The organism is Taibaiella helva (assembly GCF_003545695.1).
GTDB classification, from domain to species: domain Bacteria; phylum Bacteroidota; class Bacteroidia; order Chitinophagales; family Chitinophagaceae; genus Taibaiella; species Taibaiella helva.
On the sequence record NZ_QUZZ01000007.1, the window covers coordinates 73310 to 96597 of the forward strand.

General features: G+C 52.3%; 14 protein-coding genes. All 14 read left to right on the forward strand.

Annotated elements, in window-relative coordinates; translation table 11 throughout:
* The first annotated feature begins 74 nt into the window (after nucleotides 1–74).
* The 14 genes from DZC79_RS12290 (at nucleotide 75) to DZC79_RS12355 (ending at nucleotide 23286) form a co-directional block, all read left to right on the forward strand.
* Complete coding sequence (locus DZC79_RS12290; protein ID WP_118951889.1) at nucleotides 75–3194, forward strand: ligand-binding sensor domain-containing protein; 3120 nt, start codon at nucleotides 75–77, stop codon at nucleotides 3192–3194.
* Between the two features lie 174 nt (nucleotides 3195–3368).
* On the forward strand, nucleotides 3369–4109 hold the full coding sequence (locus DZC79_RS12295) for a LytR/AlgR family response regulator transcription factor (RefSeq protein ID WP_118952098.1): 741 nt from the start codon (nucleotides 3369–3371) through the stop codon (nucleotides 4107–4109).
* Between the two features lie 554 nt (nucleotides 4110–4663).
* Nucleotides 4664–5896 (forward strand): Pycsar system effector family protein, encoded by a 1233-nt coding sequence (locus DZC79_RS12300; RefSeq protein ID WP_118951890.1) that lies wholly within the window; start codon nucleotides 4664–4666, stop codon nucleotides 5894–5896.
* Nucleotides 5897–5908: 12 nt separating this feature from the next.
* Nucleotides 5909–7933 (forward strand): polyphosphate kinase 1, encoded by a 2025-nt coding sequence (ppk1, locus tag DZC79_RS12305; protein WP_118951891.1) that lies wholly within the window; start codon nucleotides 5909–5911, stop codon nucleotides 7931–7933.
* Nucleotides 7930–8790 carry an SdiA-regulated domain-containing protein gene (locus DZC79_RS12310; protein WP_118951892.1) on the forward strand — a complete coding sequence of 287 codons (861 nt, stop codon included), beginning with the start codon at nucleotides 7930–7932 and terminating at the stop codon, nucleotides 8788–8790. Before ppk1 ends, DZC79_RS12310 begins: the two co-directional genes overlap by 4 nt.
* Before the next feature lie 35 nt (nucleotides 8791–8825).
* A complete protein-coding gene (locus tag DZC79_RS12315) occupies nucleotides 8826–9410 on the forward strand; it encodes a phosphatase PAP2 family protein (RefSeq protein ID WP_118951893.1) in 585 nt (194 codons plus the stop codon).
* A 73-nt stretch (nucleotides 9411–9483) separates the two neighbouring features.
* On the forward strand, nucleotides 9484–13107 hold the full coding sequence (locus DZC79_RS12320; RefSeq protein WP_118951894.1) for a BamA/TamA family outer membrane protein: 3624 nt from the start codon (nucleotides 9484–9486) through the stop codon (nucleotides 13105–13107).
* A gap of 34 nt (nucleotides 13108–13141) precedes the next feature.
* On the forward strand, nucleotides 13142–15556 hold the full coding sequence (locus DZC79_RS12325; protein WP_118951895.1) for a GAF domain-containing protein: 2415 nt from the start codon (nucleotides 13142–13144) through the stop codon (nucleotides 15554–15556).
* 145 nt (nucleotides 15557–15701) lie between these two features.
* Complete coding sequence (locus DZC79_RS12330) at nucleotides 15702–16298, forward strand: Crp/Fnr family transcriptional regulator (protein ID WP_157977099.1); 597 nt, start codon at nucleotides 15702–15704, stop codon at nucleotides 16296–16298.
* Between the two features lie 154 nt (nucleotides 16299–16452).
* Nucleotides 16453–16833 (forward strand): nuclear transport factor 2 family protein, encoded by a 381-nt coding sequence (locus DZC79_RS12335; RefSeq protein WP_157977100.1) that lies wholly within the window; start codon nucleotides 16453–16455, stop codon nucleotides 16831–16833.
* Between the two features lie 149 nt (nucleotides 16834–16982).
* On the forward strand, nucleotides 16983–17582 hold the full coding sequence (locus DZC79_RS12340) for an MCP four helix bundle domain-containing protein (RefSeq protein ID WP_118951898.1): 600 nt from the start codon (nucleotides 16983–16985) through the stop codon (nucleotides 17580–17582).
* A gap of 269 nt (nucleotides 17583–17851) precedes the next feature.
* Entirely contained in the window at nucleotides 17852–18454 is a 603-nt protein-coding gene (locus DZC79_RS12345; protein ID WP_118951899.1) for a TetR/AcrR family transcriptional regulator, read from the forward strand.
* A 331-nt stretch (nucleotides 18455–18785) separates the two neighbouring features.
* Entirely contained in the window at nucleotides 18786–19922 is a 1137-nt protein-coding gene (locus DZC79_RS12350; RefSeq protein WP_118951900.1) for an efflux RND transporter periplasmic adaptor subunit, read from the forward strand.
* A 175-nt stretch (nucleotides 19923–20097) separates the two neighbouring features.
* Nucleotides 20098–23286, forward strand: coding sequence for an efflux RND transporter permease subunit (locus DZC79_RS12355; RefSeq protein ID WP_118951901.1), 3189 nt, complete (start codon nucleotides 20098–20100; stop codon nucleotides 23284–23286).
* The last annotated feature ends 2 nt before the right edge of the window (nucleotides 23287–23288 follow it).

The window sequence follows — 23288 nt, forward strand, 5'->3', positions numbered from 1 at the left end:
TGCTGTTCAGGGCCCTGTTCCTGCACTCCGCGTATTGGCGTGCCCAGCTCCGTGTATATTTCCTAATTTCAGGTGTGCGATCGTTCCCTGCGAAAATATATTGCGCTTTTGTGCTGCTGCTTTGCTGCCGGGCTATCCATCCCGGCAATGTGGCGGCGCAGGCTTTCCCAGGTCTGAAATTCAGCCATCTTACAGTTAAGGATGGGCTGAGCACCAATGCGGTGTCCTGCATCTTCGAAGACAGCAGAGGTATTATCTGGGTCGGTACCAGCCAGGGGCTGAATCGCTACGACGGAGCAGGCTTCAGGGCATACCGCTACGATGAGGAGGAAGAGCGATGGCCCGGCAGCCAGGTGATCGGCAGCATTGCGGAAGACCGGGAGCATTTCCTTTGGCTCGGCACCCAGGCCGGGCTTTACCGGTTTGATCCCCGGAGCGGCAGGCGCAGGGTCTTCCGCCATGATCCGGCCAATGCCAGCAGCCTGGCGGATAACGAGCGTTGCCGGCCCTTTATCGATAGCAAAGGCAGGCTATGGCTGGCCACTGGCGCGGGTATTCAGCAGTTCGATTACCAGCACAACCGTTTTATCAATTATCGCGTCAATGGCATGCAGCCACCAGTATTGCCCCGGCTCCGCAATGCCTTCAACCTGGTGAGGGAAGATGATCGTCATCAGCTTTGGGCGCTCGGCTATTCGGGTTTGTACCGTATCGACGAAGCGAAGCAGGCGCTTCTGCCTTATGGCCAGTCGGGTACCTGCGACCATAATGCATTCTGCCAGGTGGACGCAAGCCGGATTTATATCGGTTGCTTTGATCATGGCCTGGCCGTTTTTGATCCCCTGCAAGGGCAATACCGGTCATCGTCTGTCCTTTTTGCTAACACGGCTATGATTGTATACGATCTCGTCCACTGGAGAGACAACAGTGGTACAGGCTGGCTCTGCATGGCAACCAGCAGCGGTCTTATCCTGAAAGATATTCAGAGTACCGCGGTCAAAACCTATACCTTCGATCGCGACGATCCGGCTTCTTTTCCGGCCTTTGCCGTTTACGGGTTTCTGCGTGACCGGCAGAACCGGCTATGGCTGGCTACAGACAACGGTATCGCCATCGTCGATCCATACCAGCAATATTTTGATAACCTCCGGCTGTATTTGCAGGCCGGTAACAGCAATCCCAGGGATTTCGGCCTGCCCAATAATATCCTGCAGACAGAAGGCCGCATTTACCTGACCAGCGCACCGGGCAAGGGGATCTATGAGCTCGGCGAAGACTGGCAGCTGCGCCGCCATATCGCCGCCATACCGCCGGGCAGCAGCCTCCCGGGCAGCAATGCCATCAACAGCATCTTTAAAGATAGCACCGGCAATTTCTGGTACAGCACCGACGCCGGCCTCATACGGCAGCATGCCGGTCGTTACCGCCGTATCCTGCCGTCGGGCAGGGATACCACCAAACGGGAGACCAGCGTGGTCTCCAAGATCTATCGCCGGACGGACGGTCTTTTCTGGATCAGGGCCCGTAGCAATGGCCTTTATTTGTTCGACCCGGTAAAAGAGCAATTTATACGTCAGTACAAACCCGACAGCGAGGGCATCGATGGCCCGGTTTATTCCTGTTTGCTCGAGCCGGACGACAGGTTTTGGGTGGGCAGTACCGGGGGCATCAGCTTATACGATCCTGCTGCAGACCGTTTCCGGAAATTGCCGGTGCTGGACGAAGGCGGCCGGCCGGCCGCAGTGCGCTGGGTTACCGATATCACAAAGGATAAGGCGGGCCGCATATGGGCGGCTTCCGCTTCGGGGTTGATCCGGATCGATCCGGATCAACAAAAAGGCTTCCTGATCGGCATCCGCTCAGGCTTGCCGGAGCAAAACCTGAAAAGAATACTGGCCGATACGGCCGGCTATCTCTGGATGCCTTCCCAGCATGGCATTATCCGTTACGATGGCAGGAAGAAGTTCAGCTATTTTGATATCAACGACGGGTTGCCCTACCAGTATGAAGACTATGGCTTCTTTGAAGCAGATGGAGCGGGGAACTTTCTGCTGGGCTTTCAGGGTATCGTTACCCGCTTCAGCCCTTACCATGTAAAGACCAACGACGTCGTGCCGCAGGTGGTGGTGCTGGATGTCGAAGCCGATGGTAAGCCTGTCGTACCGGCCGATGCTGCCGGCGATGCGATACAAGTGCCGCCGGGCACAGGTTTGGTCCATATCCATTTTGCGCTGACCAATTATACTTCCCCGCAGGAGCATAAGTATTACTACCGGTTGGGGACAACCGACAGGGAATGGCAGCAGGTCAGCAACGGGGATATCGACCTGGGAAGCCTGGCCAAAGGGGAATACACGCTCCAGCTTCGCGGTAGCAACAACGACGGTGTCTTTAGCGAAAAGAAACAGCTTTATCTTAAAGTTTTGCCCTATTGGTACGAGACCCTGCTTTTCCGGCTATCTGTATTGTCGGGCGCAATATTGATACTCTTCCTGCTGCTGCGGACCCGGATCGCCAACATCCGCAAAGAAGCAGCCTATCGCCAGAAGCTGGCGGAAACCGAAATGCAGCTGATGCGCTCGCGCATGAACCCGCATTTTATTTTCAATTGCCTCAACTCGATCAAGCTGTACGCTGCAGAGAATAATGGCCGCGCTGCAATCCTGTATCTCGATAAATTTTCCCGCCTGATGCGCCTGGTGCTGGAGAACTCCAAAAGGGACTGCGTGGAGCTTGCCCGGGAGCTGGAGGCGCTGCGCCTTTACCTGGAAATCGAATGTATCCGGTTCAAGGAAAAGCTGCGCTACGAAATCGGGATAGATGACAATGTAGATATGGAATACCTGGAAGTGCCGCCTATGCTGATACAGCCCTACGTAGAAAACGCGATCTGGCATGGGCTCATGCATAAGGAAGCCGGAGGGAAGGTAACGATAGCGCTTTCTTTCGATGCACAGGATAGCATGCTTACGGTAGTGATTAAAGACGACGGCATAGGCCGGGAGAAAGCGATGGCGCTGAAGAGCAAATCAGCGGCGCACAAATCGATGGGGATGGACATTACTAACGATCGTATCGCCCTCATCAATGACCGCTATCGTACCCATGCTTCCGTAACAGTCACAGACCACTACACATCCGGGGGAACGCCGTCGGGAACAGAGGTGCGGCTGCGGATACCGGTAATAGGGTAGCGCTGTCTACACAATATTTCGCTGCTTTCACCAGCCGATACACGCTGCTTACGCAATAGCAAAGCGGTAATGGCTTTTATGGTATTAGATTTGGTAACCGTGATCGCAATGCCGTATTGCATTGCGGCTTAACTTTACAGGGCCTCCGGCCCTGTCCGTGTGCACATGGAACCTATGAACACCATCCGCGCTTTACTGATCGATGATGAGCCTGACAGCATCCGGCTGATGCAGCTCATGCTGAAAGAGCACTTTCCGGGGATAGCGATTGCCGGCGCTTTTACCAGCAGTGCCAGAGCACTGGAGCAGTGGAGCATCTTGCAGCCCGACCTGGTATTTCTCGATATAGAAATGCCCGTAATGAACGGCTTCGAGCTGCTGGAAGCCTTGCCGCAGCTGAATTGCGCGGTCGTTTTTGTTACAGCTTACAATGAATTTGCGATCAAAGCTTTTCGCTTCAATGCCCTGGACTACCTGGTCAAGCCGGTGGCGCTGGAAGACCTGGCAACGGTAATCGAAAAAGCTACCCGCCAACAGGCGCTGAAGACCGATCAGCTGCAATTGCTCCGCCAGCAGCTGAAAAAAGGACAGATCACTAAAATTGCGGTGCCGGGGCAAACCGGCATTGTCTTTGTCGACCTCAGGGATATTCTCTATGTGGAAGCCAGCGGCAACTATGCCTGCCTGGTGCTGCCCGATAACCGGAAGCTGCTGATCTCGAAAACCCTCAAGGATATCCAGGAGGTGCTGGAAGAGCAGCAGTTCCTGCGCATACATCGTCAATACATCATCAACCTCAACCAGGTCAAGCATTTTAACCGCAACGAAAGCCTCCTGACGATGATCAACAACGAAGTGCTGCCCGTTTCCCGCAACCAGAAGGAGAATCTCATCAGCCAGTATGGCTGGTTGTAAGGTATCCTTGCTGGCGTACGCATCCCTACGTGTGCCTGTAGAAACATGAACGACATCTGTGCAGCCAGGCCGTCGGAATGCATAGCAGCATGGACGACGGCTGTATACGGGAGAAGACATAAAAAAGACCGAAGCGGGGCTCAGGTGCTTCAGTCTTTTTTTATTTGCGGAGGGGGTAAGAAGGTATCCAAAGAGGCTCTTGTTCCAGGTAAAAGTTACGGGGGCTGTCGTGTCGTTAACCTGATGTTAGGGCTACCTCTTTGTTGCTTATTGAGATGCCTTTCTTATGGCAAAGGTAATGGCTGCGATTCTAATAAACTACAGGTAAAAACCAGTAAAAATTACAGGCTCTTTCAATGCGGAGCCGCTATGGTAAAGGCTTTTCGTCGATGTAGCCGCAGCCAGTTGCCGTCATTTCACATGATGGGCCGAACCGGCATCTGCCGGTAAATGTCACAGTAGCACGCCGCAACGATTTTTTTACACGGTTTGGTAATATATTTGTCAGGAAAAATGCGCCGTCCCCGGTTCCTTCCGGGCGGTCCCCTTCCTTTATGGACTATAAAGAGCTGAATTTTAAAACGGAAGCTTTCATCCGGAACTTTTATGCTGCTGCACACAGCGAAAGGCTTGTCTATCATAACCAGCAGCACACCGAAAGAGTGGTCGCCGCGGCCCGCCAGATCGCCGATCATTACCAGCTCAGCGACCAGGACTATTTTACCGTAGTGACCGCCGCCTGGTTTCACGATATCGGCTATTTTGAGGATCCTGTGCACCACGAAGCCATCGGGAAGGGAAAAGCGGAGCAGTTCCTGGTACAAAATGAGGTTCCTGAGGCGGTGATCACAGCCGTAGGCAATTGCATTATGGCCACCCGCATGCCCCAATCCCCTGTGACCCTGCCCGAGCAGATCGTCTGTGACGCCGACCTGTTCCATTTTGGTACCGATGACTTCCAGGACAACAATAAGCTGCTGCGCAAAGAAGCGGAGCTGTTAAAAGGGATCAAGATCGGGAAAGAGATCTGGCGCGAAAACACCATTCGCCTGCTGGAGGGACACCAGTACCACACGGACTATTGCCGCATGCTGCTGGATGATAAAAAGGCAAAAAACCTGGAACAGCTGAAACGGAAAGCAGAAGAAGCGGCCGCTGCAGCCACCGCCGCGCCGGTAACGAGCGGAGAGCCTGCCGCAGCCGCAGAAATGGCTGCCGCCACAGCGCCTGCGGGCAAGAAAGACAAAAACCGACCCGATAGGGGTATCGAGACCATGTTCCGTACCACCTCGGGCAACAATCAGCGCCTCAGCGATATGGCCGATAATAAGGCGCACATCATGATCACAGTCAATTCCATTATCCTTTCGGCTGTGATCAGCCTTTTGCTGGGTAAAATACCCAAGCAGGAATACCTGGCCATACCCACCTACCTGATCCTGGCGGTCAGTGTATCGGCCATCATCTTTGCCATTCTTGCGACGCGCCCCTCCCTGCCCAGCGGTATCTTCACCAGCCGGGATGTGGAGGAGAAAAAAGTAAACCTGCTGTTCTTCGGTAATTTCTACAAAATGGACCTGGACGAGTATGCATCAGGCATGTGGAAGGTAATGGCCGACCGGGAATTCCTTTACGGCTCGCTCATCAAAGATGTGTATTCCCAGGGCGTGGTGTTGGGTCGTAAGTACCGGTTGCTGCGCATTTCCTACAGTATCTTTATGTTTGGCCTCATCCTGGCTGTAATCGCCTTTATCATCGCTTCGGCGATACACGCGCAGTCGCTTTAAACCTTATTTATTTTGAACCCGAACCTGATCAATCGCGATATCAGCTGGCTTGCCTTCAACGGCAGGGTGCTGCAGGAAGCTACCCGTTCCGGAGTGCCCCTGTTGGAGCGGCTGAAGTTCCTGTCTATTTATTCATCCAACCTGGATGAGTTTTACCGTGTGCGCATCCCGGCATTGCTGGCCCTGAGCCGCATTGACGGGCCGGAGAAAGCGGATGAAGGTATACCGGGCGAAGTGAACCGCATCATTGCGGGGCAACAGCAGACTTTCGGCCGTGTGCTGCGGGAAGCGATTCTGCCTGCCCTCGAAGCGCAGGGGATATGCTTTGTCTACCGCCAGCCGGTACCCGAACCGCTCAAGGCAGCCACCAGGGAATATTTTCTCAGCCGCCTTGCTGCTTTCCTGCAGCTGGTGCGCCTTTCGGCTGCCGGTGATTTTTTTCCGGAAAACAACAAGATCTACCTGGCTATAGGCATTACCGAAGGCGATAAAGAAGATGTGGTGATCCTCAACATTCCTTCGCCCGAATGCGGCCGTTTCTATACCGCCACCGTCGACGGTATCCAGTATGTGCTTACCATCGACGATATTATTAAAGATAACCTGGCTTTCGTGGTCCCGGGCGTGCAGATCCGCAGCTGCTACAGCTTTAAGATCACCCGGGATGCCGAGCTGGACCTTGCCGACGAGTTCAAAGGCGATATCGCCGAGAAAATAGAGCAGCAGATCACGATACGGGACCTCGGACTGGCGACGAGGCTGCTGTACGATGCCGAAATGCCTGCTGCCGAGCTGCAGCAGCTGGTGCAGACTTTCCACCTGGAGCATGCTACGCTGGTGGAGGGCGGCGCTTATCACAACCTGCGCGACCTGGCCGATTTCCCGGTAAAGCGGGACAGCCTCAGCTACGACCGCTGGCCTTCGGTGCCCTGCGGCCTTTCAGCGCAAAGGATATTCGAGCGTATCGAAAAGCAGGACATGCTGCTGCATGTGCCTTATCACAGCTACGACACCGTATTGCAGTTCTTCAATGAAGCCGCGCTCGATCCGGCAGTTACCGATATTTCCATCACGCTCTACCGCATGGCCGGCGATTCGCTTATCGGCAACGCCCTGATCAGCGCGGCGCGCAACGGGAAAAATGTAACGGTGTTCGTGGAGCTGAAAGCCCGTTTCGACGAAGCCAACAACATCCGCTGGTCCAAGCGTATGAAAGCGGCCGGCGTAAAGATCATCTACAGCATACCGGGACTGAAAGTACATGCCAAAGTAGCGCTGGTCAGGAAGAGGGTAGCAGGCCGCAATGTGTACTATGGGCTGCTGGCAACGGGCAATTTTAATGAAAGTACTGCCCGCTTCTATACCGACCATATCCTGATGACGGCGCACAAGGGCATGCTGCGCGAGCTGGAGCTGCTGTTTATTTTCCTGGCCAAAAGAAGAAAGCCGGAGACCGCCGATCGCTTCTTTGCGCCAGAACACCTGCTGGTGGCCCAGTTTAACCTGCAGAACGTGTTCCTGCGCCTGATCGCTGATGAAATTGCAGCGGCACAGCAGGGAAAGCCGGCGGGTATTGCGATCAAGCTCAACAACCTCGAGGAGGAGGTGATGATCAACAAGCTGTATGAAGCGGCGCAAGCCGGCGTGAAGGTGGCGCTGCTGGTACGCGGCATTTGCCGGCTGAAGCCCGGTATGCCCGGCCTCAGCGAAGGGATCACCGTTAAAAGGATTGTGGACCGTTATCTCGAACATGGTCGTATCTTTATCTTTCACAATAATGGCGATCCCAGGGTGTACCTGGGTTCGGCCGACTGGATGAACCGCAATATCTACCGCAGGATAGAAGTCTGCTTCCCGGTATATGCACCGGAGCTGAAGCAGGCGCTGCAGGAAATGATGCGGATACAGCTCGAAGACACCGGCAGTGCTGTAACGCTGGATGCTTCGGGAAACAATACCGGCGGGCCTTCCGACGCACCAGATGCGTTGCATGCCCAGCGGGAGCTCTACCAATTGATCAAACAGAACCGCTTATGAACCGGATCATGACGCTTATACTGGTGCTGCTGGCCTTCTCGGCCTGCAGCAAAGGAGAAAAGAATATTGAAAGCCCTGTGGGCTACGACTTCAGCAAACCGGTAAAATACGTGATGCCGGCAGAGCTGGCCGAAATTTCGGGCATTGCCTTTGCCCCCGGCAGCCAGGAGCTGATGTATGCTATCGAGGATGAGGACGGACAGCTTTTTTACTGGAAGAACGGCCATCCCAAGCCGGTGACGGCAGTAGATTTCGGCAAGCACGGCGACTACGAGGACCTCGGGATCACAAAAAAATATGTCACAATTTTGCGTAGTGACGGAATTTTGTTTAACTTTCCACTTCAGGAGGCAAAAGGAGCGGCCATCAGCACCGTAAAAGAATGGGAAAGCCTGATCCCGGAAGGCGAGTATGAAGGCCTTTATGCTGATGATGCTACTGATGACCTTTATATTTTGTGTAAGAATTGTGGTGCGGACAGGAAGACGGGAGCAGTGAGCGGTTATATACTGCATCTGGACGAAGAGGGAAGACCGGCGTTGACCGGCAATTTCAAGATCAATACGGAAGCGATACAGACACTTAAGCCGAAAAAGAAAAACGGTTTCAGACCTTCCGCGCTGAGCTTTAATAAAAAGACACAGGAATGGTATATCCTTTCTTCGGTCAATAAATCCCTGGTCGTTACGGACAAGAACTGGCAACCCAAACAGGTAGTGGCGCTGGACCCTGCCTTGTTTCCGCAGCCCGAAGGCATAACTTTTGATATCGACAACAACCTATACATTTCAAACGAAGCTGGTAGTACCGCATCTGGAACTGTGCTGAAGTTCGTCTTCCGGCAGCCGGCCCGTTAATTTATAGTACCCTCAAATTCTTATCCAGTTAGAGTATGAAGCGTGTGATTGTGTGCTTTAGCCTGTGCACTGTTGTCTGTCATCAGGCCCAATCCCAGAACATGGACATCGATCTGTTGCGTAAGTTCAATGCCCGGAATCCCACCGGCCAGACTTACTGGCTCCAGACAAGCAATTCGGTGTATTACATGGCCCCTACCATTAGTGCCGGCACTCTGGCCTATGGTCTTATTTACAAAGACAAGCAGGCCATAAAGAACAGTTTTGAATCGGCGCTTAGCGTCGGTATCTGTCTTGCGGTATCCGGCGGTATCAAAAGCATGGTCAACCGTGAGCGTCCGGCCGAGAAGTATCCCGAGCTGATCAATTCCAGCACCCAATCGCAGGGAAAATCTTTTCCTTCCGGGCATACTACTCTTGCTTTTGCGACGGCAACCACCTTATCTTTGCAATACAAGAAATGGTACATCACGGTACCTGCCTATGCCTGGGCGGCCTCTGTCGGCTATTCCAGGATGCGGCTGGGCCGGCATTATCCCACCGATGTTGCTGCCGGAGCGCTCGTGGGGATCGGCAGCGGTTACCTGAGTCACTGGCTGACCAAAAAAATATTCAAATAAAAAAAACCGGGTCTGTTGTCGACCCGGTTTTTTTGTTTACAACCCGAACCAAAACATCCATTGCTGCTTGCCTATGAAGCAAATTTTTACTTGCCTTTTTTTATGCTTATCCGGCGGGACCGCCTTGTTTGCCCAGGATTCGATCCGCTCAAGGGTGATCCTTATCGGCGATGCCGGGGAAATGGACGAGCAGCAAAAGCTCGTTATTCCCCATGCTGCTGCGCAGGTATTACAAGGTAAGACCACCGTCCTGTATCTTGGTGATAACATCTATCCGCATGGCATGGGATTGCCCGGCAGCGCGGAAGAAAAGGAGACGCAGGACATCCTGCGCTCGCAATACCAGCCAATGAGGGAGCAGGGCGCTCCTGTTTATTTCATTCCCGGTAACCACGACTGGGACCGCATGGGGCCGGCAGGCCTGGCCAAGATCAAGCGGCAATGGCAATTCCTGCACGATCAGGGCGATTCGCTGCTGCAGTTGGTGCCGCCCGATGGCTGCCCCGACCCGGTAGCTATTCCCGTATCGGATAGCCTGGTGGTGATCGCCCTCGACAGCGAATGGTGGCTTTATCCTTTCGATAAGACAAACAAGGAGGCCGATTGCGATTGCCGCTCCACTACGGATGTGGTCAATGCCTTGCAGGAGCTGTTTTACCAGAACCGTTACAAGACCATCCTGCTGGCTACGCATCACCCGTTCCAGAGTTATGGTACGCATGGCGGCTATTTTTCCTGGAAGGATCATATCTTCCCGCTTACCGTGGTCAACCGCAGCCTCTACATCCCGTTGCCAGGCATCGGCAGCATTTACCCTTTATTCCGTAAGTACTTTACCAATCCCGAAGATGTAAGACATCCCTTATACCAGTTCATGATCAAAAACGTGGACAACGTGTTCCGCGATTTTCCCAACCTGATCCATGTTTCGGGCCATGAGCACGGCCTGCAGCTGATCGACAACAAAAAGGATAACCAGTTCCAGATCGTGAGCGGTGGCGGCGCCAAGGAAAACTATACCATCAAAGGCAAGCATTCTTTGTTCGGTACCGCGACCCAGGGCTATGTGCTGGCGGATCAGCTGGTCAACAACGATGTCCGGTTTACCTTTTATACCTACAGCGAAGGAAAAATAGTTGAGTCCTTTCAGTTTACCCGGCCTTACAAGCCTTATAAACCTAAGGAGGGCGCCGCTTTCAAAGCCATTACCGGCGACAGCACGGTGGCGCAGGCGCATGCCGCGTATGCCAACGACGGTAAGCTGTACCAGCTGGTCTTCGGCAAAAATTATCGTAAAGAGTGGACGCAGCCGACCACGTTGCCGGTGCTGCGGGTATCGCAGATCGCCGGTGGGCTGACACCTTCAAAGCTGGGCGGCGGCTACCAGTCTACTTCCCTGCGCCTGAAGGATGCTTCGGGAAAAGAGTACGCCCTGCGAACCGTAGAGAAGAAGCCCGACCTGGTGGTGCCGGTACCTTTCCAGGGAACTTTTGTGCGGGAATTGCTCGACGATGCCACCAGCGCACAGCATCCCTATTCGGCGCTGATTGTGGCGCCGGTAGCCGAAGCCCTGCAGGTGCCGCATTCCACACCGGTTATCGGTGTGGCGGCAGCCGACAGCAGCCTGGGCATGTACCGCAAGCTGTTTGAAGGCAAGGTGAGCTTGCTGGAGGAGAGAGAGCCCCTGGGCGAGTCGGAGAATTATATCAAAATGCTTAAGGACCTGCAGAAGGACAACGATAACAGTTATGATGCCTATAATTTTCTCAAGGCCCGTATGATTGATGTATTGTTTGGCGACTGGGACCGGCATGGCGACCAATGGCGTTTCTTCAACAAGAACGGCAAAGGAGAAAACAAATATTTTATTGCGATCCCCCGCGACCGGGATATGGTGCTGAACATTACCCAGGGTATCTTACCCACGCTGATTAAAAGGCTCTTTGTGATGCCCAGGGTATACGGCTTTAAAGGCAATGTAATGGCTGGGCCCAATCATTATCTCTATAAATCTGCCTTCCTGAACGCCCATCCTGCCAGCCAGATGAGCCACGATACCTGGACCCGGGCCGGCCTGGAATTTAAGACCCAGGTAACCGATTCCGTGCTGGAAGAAGGATTGAAGCAATTGCCCAAAGAGATATACCCGCTACGGCACGACTGGCTGCTGGCCGCGCTGAAGCAGCGCCGCGACGGCATGCCGGAGGCAATGGAACGGTATTACCGTTTCAGCAACAATATCGTAGACATTCATACCAGCAATAAGAATGAGTTTGTGCTGGCGGAAGATGTGCCTGGTGAGAATGCAACCCATCTCCTCATCCGGAAGATCAATAAATCGGGCGAGCTTAAAGATACGCTGGTGGATAAGGTGTACCCCCGTAGCCTTACCCGCGAGATCCGCCTCTACCTGGGCAAAGGAAACGACAGCCTGGTGGTCAATACACCGCATTCGGGTGTGAGGCTGCGCGTGATCGGCGGTAAGGGCGATAAGGCTTATAACATTATCGACAGCCGGAAACGTATCAAATTGTACGACCGGGAAGAAGAGCAGTACTACGGCCGCACGGGTAAGCTGAGCAAACACCTGCGCGACGATAGTCTTAACACAGCCTTTGCCCCGGTAAACCTCTACCATACCAGCCTGCCGCTGATTACCGCCGCCATCAATCCTGATGATGGCATATCCCTGGGCCTGGGCATGCGCCTTACCCGGCAAAAAGGTTTCCGGCAGCTGCCTTATGCAGCCCTGCACCAATTCATGTTGTCGCATTCCTTCACCACAGAAGCTTTCCGTATCCGTTATCATGGCGAATGGATCAGGACCTTCGGCAATGCCGACCTGCTGGTAGATGCCGATGTCAAAGCGCCCGACAATACACAGAACTTCTTCGGCCGCGGCAATGAAACGGAATTTGACAAAACCGGTAATTTCAAGCGATACTACCGCACCCGTTTCAACCTGATGGATTTTGCTACCGCCCTTCGCTGGCGCGGAGAAAAAGGCAGCGCCTTCAGCATCGGGCCTGCCCTGGAATACTATCACCTTAACGATCATGAGAACGACGGCCGCTTTATCGAGCAAACCAGCAAACTGAACACCTACGACAGTGCCATAGTAGAGAAAGACAAGACGCACCTGGGGCTGATCGTCACCTATACGCTCGACCAGCGCAACAATAAGATTCTGCCGCAATGGGGCACCTATGTCAATGTCGAAGTGCAGGGCTATACCGGCCTGAACAGCTATTCCAGGGCCTTTATCCGCATCCTGCCTGAAGTGGCCTTGTATAAGAGCTTGAATGCCCGCCAGACGATCGTACTGGCCGATCGTTTCGGCGGTGGTATAAGTATCGGGAATCCAGCATTTTACCAATCCATGTTCCTGGGAGGTCAGGGAAATTTATTGGGGTATCGACAATATCGCTTCGCCGGGCAGCATTCTTTGTATAATAATCTGGAACTTCGCATATCATTGGCTGACTTCGGTAATTATATATTCAAAGGTCAGCTGGGGATCATGGGTTTTTATGACATAGGAAGAGTATGGTTGAGCGGCGAGCAGTCGGGCAAATGGCACAATGGCGCCGGGGTGGGCTTATACCTTTCTCCGGCCAACCTGGCTATATTCCGGTTCAATATGGCGTATTCAGAGGAAGGCTGGTATCCCAGCTTTGCGATGGGTTTCCGTTTTTAAGAAGCGGAAGAGGCCGCTAAAAATAAACAGAACAATGAAGACCAATCTTTTAAATTTAATTGATAACGAGTTTCCCTTCCAGCGGGTGGAATCGACGCTTTCCCTGGTGCCTTTCGTCCGCTTCCTGAAGGAAAAAATAGATAAGGGCGGCACCGGGATGCGCGTAAAGCAGCTCCGGTATGTGGTCGACCGCATCATGGCCTTTCCCGGCTGGGACCAGGAAATTCCCCTGGACCAGGTGGAAGCGTATCGCGAGGTGTTTGAGCTGATCTATATTACTCTGGCGGCGCCTATCGTCGATGAGAACGAAGACCTTTGGGCGCTTTCGGTGCCCTTCAACCCGCAGCTGTTCTTTGGCACCAATGCCTTATACAGCTTCCTGGAAGACGGCAGGGGCGGCATCAAGAAGGAAATGGTGCCGGCAATAGACCTCGAAGACAAACGTAAAATGCGCCTGGCGAATATTTACAGCCTGGCTTTACAGAAACTTTACGGCTTTTCCTTTGCACCGGTACAGAACGAAATGGTCCATCATATCCGCGACGAGCATACCGGGCTGAACAAGTATTACCGGCTCGAAGTGGATACCCGCTTTCTCGATGTGGATTATGAAGATGTGCTGCCGGAGATCAATTTTGAGAACATCAGGTTATCGGAAGACAGCAAGTATGGTGCGTTGGAGATCCTGCAGCGGTTCCTCCCGCTGGATCGCTTCCGCTTCAACGGTTTTGCCATTATCGGTATCAAAGATATCACGGTGCAGCATGTGCTGGACCACATCAAGGATGTGATCGTGAACCTGGCACCCGGACAGATGATCTATGGCGATATCACCGCCTCCCTGAAAGAGCTCATGGGAAACAACCTGCTTGATGTGGAGCTGACACCCGTGATCAAGCTGAACGGCAGGCTGGTGACCAATTGCTTTGACAACCTCAATGAGAATATGCAGCAGGTGTGTAACCGCTACAACATGTCGATGAACGCCTATGTAGAAACCATCCAGCGTTATTCGGCCGACCCGCAGATCATTTTCCGCAAGAATGTAAGTGAGGTGATCGCCGGCGAAGACGACTTTTATCCCTTGCTGCGGGAAATCGGTGTGGAAGGCCTTGCCGTATTGCCGATCTTTTTCCAGAAACAGCTCGTTGGCATCCTTACCGTATACAGCAGGGAAAAGAATGCCTTGAACGAAAACATGCTCTCGGCCCTGGAGCCCGCTATCCCGTTGCTGGAACAGCTGTTACAAACCACCATCGATGACTACAACATTACACTGGATAATACTGTAAAGGAAAAATTCACTTCGCTGCAGCCGTCGGTAGAGTGGCGCTTCAACGAAATCGCATTCGACTACCTCCAGCAGCGTAAGCTGGACCCCAAAGCGGAAGTAGCCCAGGTATATTTCTCGGATGTGTACCCGCTGTACGGCGCGATCGATATCCGCAATTCCACGCTGGAACGGAACAACGCGCTGAGGCTGGATATGCAGCGCCAGCTGGAGATCCTCATCAGCACGTTGGACCAGTTGCGCGATCACCGTGATATGGGGCTTACGAGCGAAATGATCTTCAAGAGCGGCAAATGGCTGGAGCAGATCCGGGATTTCATCTCTTCCGACGATGAATTCCAGCTGAACCTCTACTTTGAAGAAGAGGTGATGCCCTTCCTGGGACATTTCCGGCTGACGCATCCCCGCACGGCCTCGATCATCGATCACTACTTTACGGCGATTGCGCCTGGCGGTGTGGCCCACAACAACCGCAGGGCGCTCGAAGAATCGCTGCAGATGCTGAACCGCACTATCGGCAACCTGCTGGAGCAGATGAACGTAGAGATACAGGGCACTTATCCTTGTTACTTTGAAAAATTCAGGAGCGACGGTATCGAATACGATATTTACATCGGCCAGTCCATAACCCCCGACAGGGAGTTCCACCCGCTGTACCTGAAAAACCTGCGCCTGTGGCAGCTCAACTCTATGGCGATTATTGCCAGGCTTACCCATAGCCTGCAGGCCGAGCTACCCCGCAGGCTGGAGACCACCCAGCTCATCTTTGTGCACGCCAATACGATCGATATCAGCTTCCGCAGCGACGAGCACCGTTTTGATGTGGAAGGCGCTTACAACATCCGCTATGAGATGATCAAAAAGCGGATCGATAAGGTGCTGATCAAGGATTCCAACGAGCGCCTGACCCAGCCGGGAAAGATTGCAATGGTTTATTTCCAGCCCAAGGATGTGGAGGAATACCTGTCGCACATCCACTACCTGCAGGACCAGCACATACTGGCCGATGAAATTGAATTCCTGGAGCTGGAAGAGCTGCAGGGTGTCAATGGCCTGAAGGCGATAAGGGTAGGTGTCGTAATCCCTGAGCACGCCGCCGATCGCGGAGGTTCCGCCGACGAGGAGCCCCAGCTGGTCAGCCTCAGCCGGAAATCATAAGAACGGATAAAAAGCATTGAAACGAGGACGTCTCAAAAATGATGAGACGTCCTTTTATATTTTAGGATTTTGAGCTAATACTCCCGTTGACCCTTTTGTGCGCAGATAATCAAAAGGGTTTATCTTTATTGCTTAATGTTCTATTTTGCATACATCATTTCAACTATTTCGCGATGTCGTTAATAAGATCAGTCCCATCGGGGATAAAGACTGGCAATTGTGTGCGCCAGGGCTGAGACTCAAGACATTGGCCAAATCGGCTTACTTTGTAGAAGAAGGAAAAGTATACCGCGAAATAGGATTTGTAGTAAAAGGGTTACTACGTGCTTATTATCTGGTGGAAGGCGAGGAGATCAATACAGCCTTTTATATAGAAGGTCAATGGCCCAAAGCTTACCATAGCTTTCTTACGCAAACGGCCAGCAGGCAATGGATACAAGCACTCGAAGACACCGAATTGATAACGATCAGTTATCAACATCTGCAATACCTGTTTGCCAATAGCCCTGCCTGGGAACGGTTCGGACGTATTGCAACTGAAAACCTGTATATAGTCTCACAGCTGCGCAGTGAAATGTTGCTGCTCGAAAAGCCAGCCGAACGCTACACCAACCTGGCCAGAACGCATCCCCACTTACTGGAGCGCGTGCCACTCTATCATCTGGCTTCCTACATCGGCATTAAACAGCCCTCTCTCAGCAGGATTCGCAAAAGACTTGCGAAAATCAATACCACTGTTTAACGATTATAACCTGGGTTATAGAACCAACGCTGTCGCCTGCTTTACCTTCGGCGATAAAAAGATAGCTATGAAAAAAGCGACCCGGGCCATAATCCTGTCATTATTGCTTTTATTTCAATCCCAACTTCATGCACAAAATAAAAAACCAACAACTATGCAACAAACGATCATTCAATTACACCGCACCATTATGGAAGCTGTTAAAGACAAGAATGGCGCCCCCCTGCGCGAATCATTAAAGAATGATTTTATCTTCACCTCAGCCACCGCCGAGCTATGGAACAAAGATAAATTCATCAACGGCTTTGCCTTGAACCCTTCCCTGCAGTTTCCCGAATTTGCGCCACAAGACCAGCAAGTGATCATTAATGATAATACAGCCGTACTCACTGCGCTCGTACACATTAAGATCGTTCGCAGCGCAGCCGCTGCACCCGAAGAGCTATGGGAACGCACCACCGAAACCTATGTAAAGCAACAAAGCGTATGGAAGCTCCTGGCGCTCCAGGCCACCTTTTTGCCACGGAAACAGTGATCCTGTTCTGAAATCTATTCTCCCACAATGCATTGGGTTATCCTGCTGTTCCGGTGATTTGGAAAAGACCTTATCGCCTTTAATGCCACGTAAAATGATTAACTTTAAGGACACAAGCTTATCCGTCTTTATTGTTAAAATGATCTGCTATGAATTTGCTTCAACAGCTCCGTTATAAAACCAGGGTAGGCCTGCTGCTTGCCGCCCTCCTGGTTTGCTTGTTGCTCAATAATATCGTGAACCAGTCCAATTATGGGCATATCGAGAAGGCAGCCACTTCGATCTATGAGGACCGGCTGCTGCCTTCAACCTATATTTTCGAGCTTCGCGAATATGTGTACAAGCAAAGAGAGCAGGTCCGGGCGACGGATGGCCACACCAACACCGCAAGTCAATACAATGCTGCTATTGCCATGCTGATGAGCAAATATGAGCAGACAGTATTGACAAAGCAGGAAAGCACTCACCTGCATTCCTTAAAATCGAATATGAAGCTTTTTCTTGCTTCCCCGCAGCAGGAACAATATTTCAGGAACACACTTAAAAACCTGAATGAGCTGCTGCAGATACAGTCACGAGAGGGCAGGGACCTGAAGGCAGATATGGTCAGCATCGCACGGGGGTCTACGTTCCTGTCCTACATAGAAGCCGGTTTGCTGATCATTATCGGCGCCATTACGCTTTCCCTGATCGGCTTTTCTAAAAATAGGTTTCAACAACGGATACCTTCCAACCCTTCCCTCAATTAAGCCGACAGATCAATCCTGCCGGCCTGGCCGGCCGACATTATTATGCAGGACAATTGTCGGCGGATAACCGTATGTTTGCAATAATAAAATAGTTGATACTATCCTCAACCTTTTAGATAACTATTTGTTTTACAGTAGTTATCAGAAAATATTATAGAACTATCAGGTTATAATTTCATTTTTCGTTGTGCAAAATTTGGTGAATCGCTTTTCGCGATATTACCTTTGCTTAACGGTGTTAAATATTTTAGGATTGTAAAATTACAGTGATGGGAAGCAAAGACCGTATCCTGCGTTTAAAAGAGGAAACAAGATGTAATATTCTTGACGCAGCGCTAACAATAGGAAAAGAAGAAGGGTGGCAGGCGCTGAGTATGCGTAAAATTGCAGATAAAATAGAGTACACCGCCCCTATTATTTACGAATATTTTTCGAATAAGGATGCTCTCCTTTCGGAAGTGACGAAAAAGGGATTTACGCTCTTATCCATGGAGATGCAGAAGGCGAAGGCCAGGCACGATACGCCGGCCAAACAGCTGGAAGCGATGTGGATGGCTTACTGGGATTTTGCCTTTGCCGAGAAAGAGTTTTACCAGTTGATGTTTGGTGTGGAAATGAACTGCTGTATGGACCAGGTAACCCTCAGCGATGATGTAGCCAAGCCATCCGACCTGATCTGGGATGTGATGCGGGAGCTGACCAAAGAGAAGAACCCAAGCGACGACTACATCTGTAAATGGTATTATACCTTCTGGTCGGTAGTGCATGGCCTCATCTCGATCAATATCGTACGCCAGGGCGTCTCGGATGAGATCAACCAGAGAGTATTGTCCGATGCGATCACCGGAATTATTAATGTGATCTCGAAGTAAAATTTTTTTGACCGTTTCAATTAACGCCGTTAAATAAAATAACAGGATCCGGGATAAGCCGGATGCCGCAATAAGGGCCAAAAACACAACCAATAGACATAAATCGTATGAATCAACCAACAGCACATTGACGACCTATGAAGATCCATAGACCGCAACCCCGATAAACCACGCGCTTACCCCCGTTCCTCAACTGTCATAATTACCCCGAACCAAGCCGATAGACCTAAGGCGCCAGCACATCTTCCCGTATTTACTGTTAACCTATGCAATAGATCTGCGGGAATGTTTATTTCTCATACTTAACATTGTTAAATAATTTATTACTGTTATGAAACTTGTCCCTCTATTCAGTCTCCTGGTATTGCTCTATAGTTGCGCTTCCAAACCCGCCGAAACAGCAGCCCCCCCGGCCCAATTGCCGGTGATGGCTATCGTAACGGCGCCCGCAACTACTTACCAGGAGTTTCCTGCCGCACTGGAAGGCACTGTCAATGTGGAGATCCGCCCGCAGGTAGATGGTTACCTGGAAAAGATCTATGTTGATGAAGGCGCTTTTGTAAAGGCCGGCCAGCCCCTGTTTAAGATCAATGAAAGGGTATACAGCGAACAGCTGAACAATGCCCGTTCTTCGCTGATGGCAGCCCAGGCCAATATGGAAAAAGAGCAGGTGGAGATCGATCGCCTGCAGCCCCTGGTGGCCAATAAAGTGGTATCTGAAGTACAGCTGAAGACTGCCAGAGCCAATTACGAGGCTGCTAAAGCGGCGGTAGCGCAAGCACGCGCCATGGTGGGCAGCGCACAGATCAATGTGGGCTACACCCTGATAGCTGCACCGGTAAGCGGTTACATCGGCCGCATTCCTTTCAAGACCGGAAGCCTGGTGGGCCGTGGCGAAACACAACCGCTGACCGTATTGTCGGATGTAAAGAAAATATACGCTTACTTCTCTATGAGCGAGCAGGACTTTATCGCTTTCAAGAATAAATTCCCGGGCGCCACGCTGGAAGAAAAAGTGAAGCAGGTGCCCGAGGTAGAGCTGGTGATGCCCGACAACAGCGTCTTTGAACAGAAAGGAAAGATCGAGACGATCGAAGGTCAGTTCGACAAAACGATGGGTGCGATCAGCTTCAGGGCTACCTTTTCCAATGACAATGGCATGCTGAGAAGCGGTAACACCGGTAAGATCCGGATACCCCAGCTGTTCCAGTCGGCGCTGATCGTTCCGCAGGAAGCAACCTTCGAGATACAGGATAAAGTATTTGTTTATACCCTTGCCGACAGCAATAAAGTAACGAGCAAGCCGATCCATATCCTGGGTAAGACCGCCAACTATTATTTCGTGGACAATGGTGTACGCAGCGGCGACAAGATCGTGCTGTCGGGTATCGGCAACCTGAGAGATGGCGTGGTGATCGCGCCGCAGATGGTGAGCGCCGACAGCCTGATGAAGACAAAAGCGCTGTAAGTACACGCACCCGCTCTTTTTCCATTGCAAGCTTAAGCTGTAGCGCTGCTCCTGTAGTGTATTACAGCCTGCATTCCCCGGCCGGTGGCCTGGTGAATAACGTTGACGAAAGTCGGCGTTCCTGAATCTTTTTTGCCCCAATCGAGCTGCCTGGCAGCTGTAAAAACATACGTTCATGCTCAAGAAATTCATTGAAAGACCGGTACTATCGACCGTTGTTTCTATTATTCTGCTCTTGCTGGGCGGGCTTTCCCTGCTCTCCCTGCCCATTACGCTGTTCCCCGACATTGCGCCGCCCAGCGTGCTGGTAACAGCCGCTTATCCCGGCGCCAACGCCGAGGTGGTAGCCCGTTCGGTGGCTACGCCGCTGGAAGAAGCCATCAACGGGGTGGAGAACATGACCTACATGACCTCCAACTCCAATAATGACGGTACCATGACGCTGACTGTTTACTTCAAGCAGGGGACCGATCCTGATATTGCTGCGGTAAACGTGCAGAGCCGTGTATCCAAGGCGACCAGCCAGATACCCCAGGAAGTAGTGCAGGCGGGTATCTCGACCCAGAAGCAACAGAACAGTATCATCATGTTCGTAGCCCTGTCGAGCACCGACAGCAATTACGACGAGACCTTCCTGCAGAACTATATCAAGATCAACATCATTCCGCAGGTACAACGTATCCCGGGCGTAGGCCAGGCGCAGATCTTCGGTTCCAAGGACTATTCCATGCGTATCTGGCTCAACCCCGATCGCCTGGCCGCCAACAACCTGTCGCCCGGCGATGTCACCCGGGCAATCCGCGACCAGAGTGTGGAAGCCGCCCCCGGCCGTTTCGGCGAAGGCAGCAAGGAAGTGTTTGAATATGTATTGAAATACAAAGGTAAGCTGAATAAGAACGAAGATTATGAGAACATCATCATCAAGGCCAACGCTGATGGTTCTATGCTGCGCCTGAAAGATGTGGCCCGTGTGGAATTCGGCGCGTACACTTATTCTTCTATGGGCCGTTTGAACGGTGGACCGACTTCGGGCTTCGCTGTATTCCAGACGGCGGGTTCGAATGCGAACGACATTCTCACCGAAGCCGAACGCCAGGTGAAACAATTCTCCGCTGAATTGCCCAAAGGCGTCAAGGCGACCATCATGTACAACTCCAAAGAGTTCCTGGATGCTTCTATACACCAGGTGGTGGAGACACTGGTCATTGCCTTCATACTGGTATTCCTTGTGGTGTTTCTCTTCCTGCAGGACTTCCGTTCTACGTTGATCCCGGCGATAGCGGTGCCTGTAGCCATCATCGGTACCTTCTTCTTCATGCAGCTGTTTGGCTTTACCATCAACCTGCTGACCCTGTTCGCCCTGGTGCTGGCTATTGGTATCGTAGTGGATGATGCCATCGTAGTGGTGGAAGCGGTACACTCGAAGATGGAGCGAACACGGTTGTCGCCGAGAAAAGCTACGATACAATCGATGAACGAGATCTCCGGCGCCATCATTTCGATCACGCTGGTTATGGCCGCGGTGTTTGTGCCCGTAGGTTTTATGCAGGGTCCGGCGGGCGTATTCTACCGGCAGTTTGCCTTTACCCTGGCTACCGCGATCCTGATCTCGGCGCTGAATGCCTTAACCCTCAGTCCGGCGCTCTGCGCCCTGTTCCTGAAGGATACGCATCATGGTGAAGAAGGGGATAAGCATGCGAAGAAAGGCTTTATGGCACGTTTCTTTGCCGCCTTCAATGCCGGCTTCAAAACGATGACCACCAGGTACGGACATGCCCTGCGTTTCCTCATACGCCGTAAATGGATCGCAGTAGGTGGCCTGGCCGTGATTGCTGCCGCTACTTTCATCATGATGAAAAACGCGCCCACCGGCTTTATCCCGACCGAAGACCAGGGCTTTATCCTGTACGCAGTGAACACACCTCCGGGTAGCTCGCTGGAACGGACGCACAAGGCTATGGCCGCGATCGACAGCATTGTAAAAACAGAGCCTGCTACACAGAACCGTTATGTGATCGATGGTCTGAACTTTATCTCCAATGCGAATGCATCGCCTTACGGCGCCGGCTTTGTCCGTGTGAAGCCGCACGGGGAAAGGGGCAAAGTTGAGGATATCAATGCCATTGCCAACTCGCTGGCCCAGAAGGTGAGCAGCGTGAAAGACGCCAATACCTTCTTCTTCACCTTCCCCACCGTACAGGGTTTCGGTAACGTGAGCGGTTTCGAGTTCATGCTGCAGGATCGTTCCAACGGCTCTCTGCAGGATCTGGGCAACAATGCCTGGGCCTTTATCGGCGAGCTGATGAAGCGCAAGGAGATCGCAGCGGCTTTCACCACTTTTGCTGCCGGTAACCCGCAGTACAAGATCGAGATCGATAATATGAAAGCGATGCAGCTGGGTGTTCCGATCAGCGAGCTGCTGCAGACCCTGCAGGTGTACTACGGTAGTAGCTTTGTTTCAGACTTTAACCGCTTTGGTAAGTACTACAGGGTAATGGCGCAGGCTGATGTGCCTTACCGTTCCGATATCCAGTCGCTCAACGGCATCTACGTGAAGAACAACAAAGGAGAAATGGTGCCTGCCAATACCATGGTAACGCTGAAACGCGAATATGGTCCTGAGACGGTAACCCGTAACAACCTGTACAATGCCGTAACCATCAATGGCGCGCCCAAGCCGGGCTACAGTACGGGCGATGCGATCAAAGCCATCGAAGAGACCGCGAAGAAATCGCTGCCGCGCGGCTATGCTTACGAGTGGACCGGTATGACCCGTGAGGAGATCAAGACCGGCAACCAGATCGCCTTCATCTTCGTGCTGAGCATCATCTTTGTGTACTTCCTGCTGGCGGCGCAGTACGAAAGCTATATCCTGCCGCTGGCGGTGATCTTGTCGGTACCCACCGGTATCTTAGGCGTGTTCCTGTTCATCGGTATGGCTGGCATCGACAACAATATCTATGTCCAGGTAGGCTTGATCATGCTGATCGGTCTGCTCGCCAAGAACGCGATCCTGATCGTAGAGTTTGCCGTGCAAAGACGAAGAGCCGGTATGCGGCTGCTGGAGTCGGCGCTGGAAGCGGCAAGGCTCAGGCTGCGTCCGATCCTGATGACCTCTTTCGCCTTCGTGGTGGGTATGCTGCCGCTGGTATGGACTTCAGGCGCTTCAGCCATGGGTAACCATTCTATCGGGTGGAGTGCCGTAGGTGGTATGCTTACCGGCGTTATCCTGGGTGTATTCATTATACCGGTGCTGTTCGTGATCTTCCAGTTCCTGCAGGAGAAAGTAACCGGCAGGGCAGGTCCCAGGGTCTCTGAAGAGGAAGCAACAGAAGCCGAGGTCGCAGCAGCGAGCAGTTATTAAGG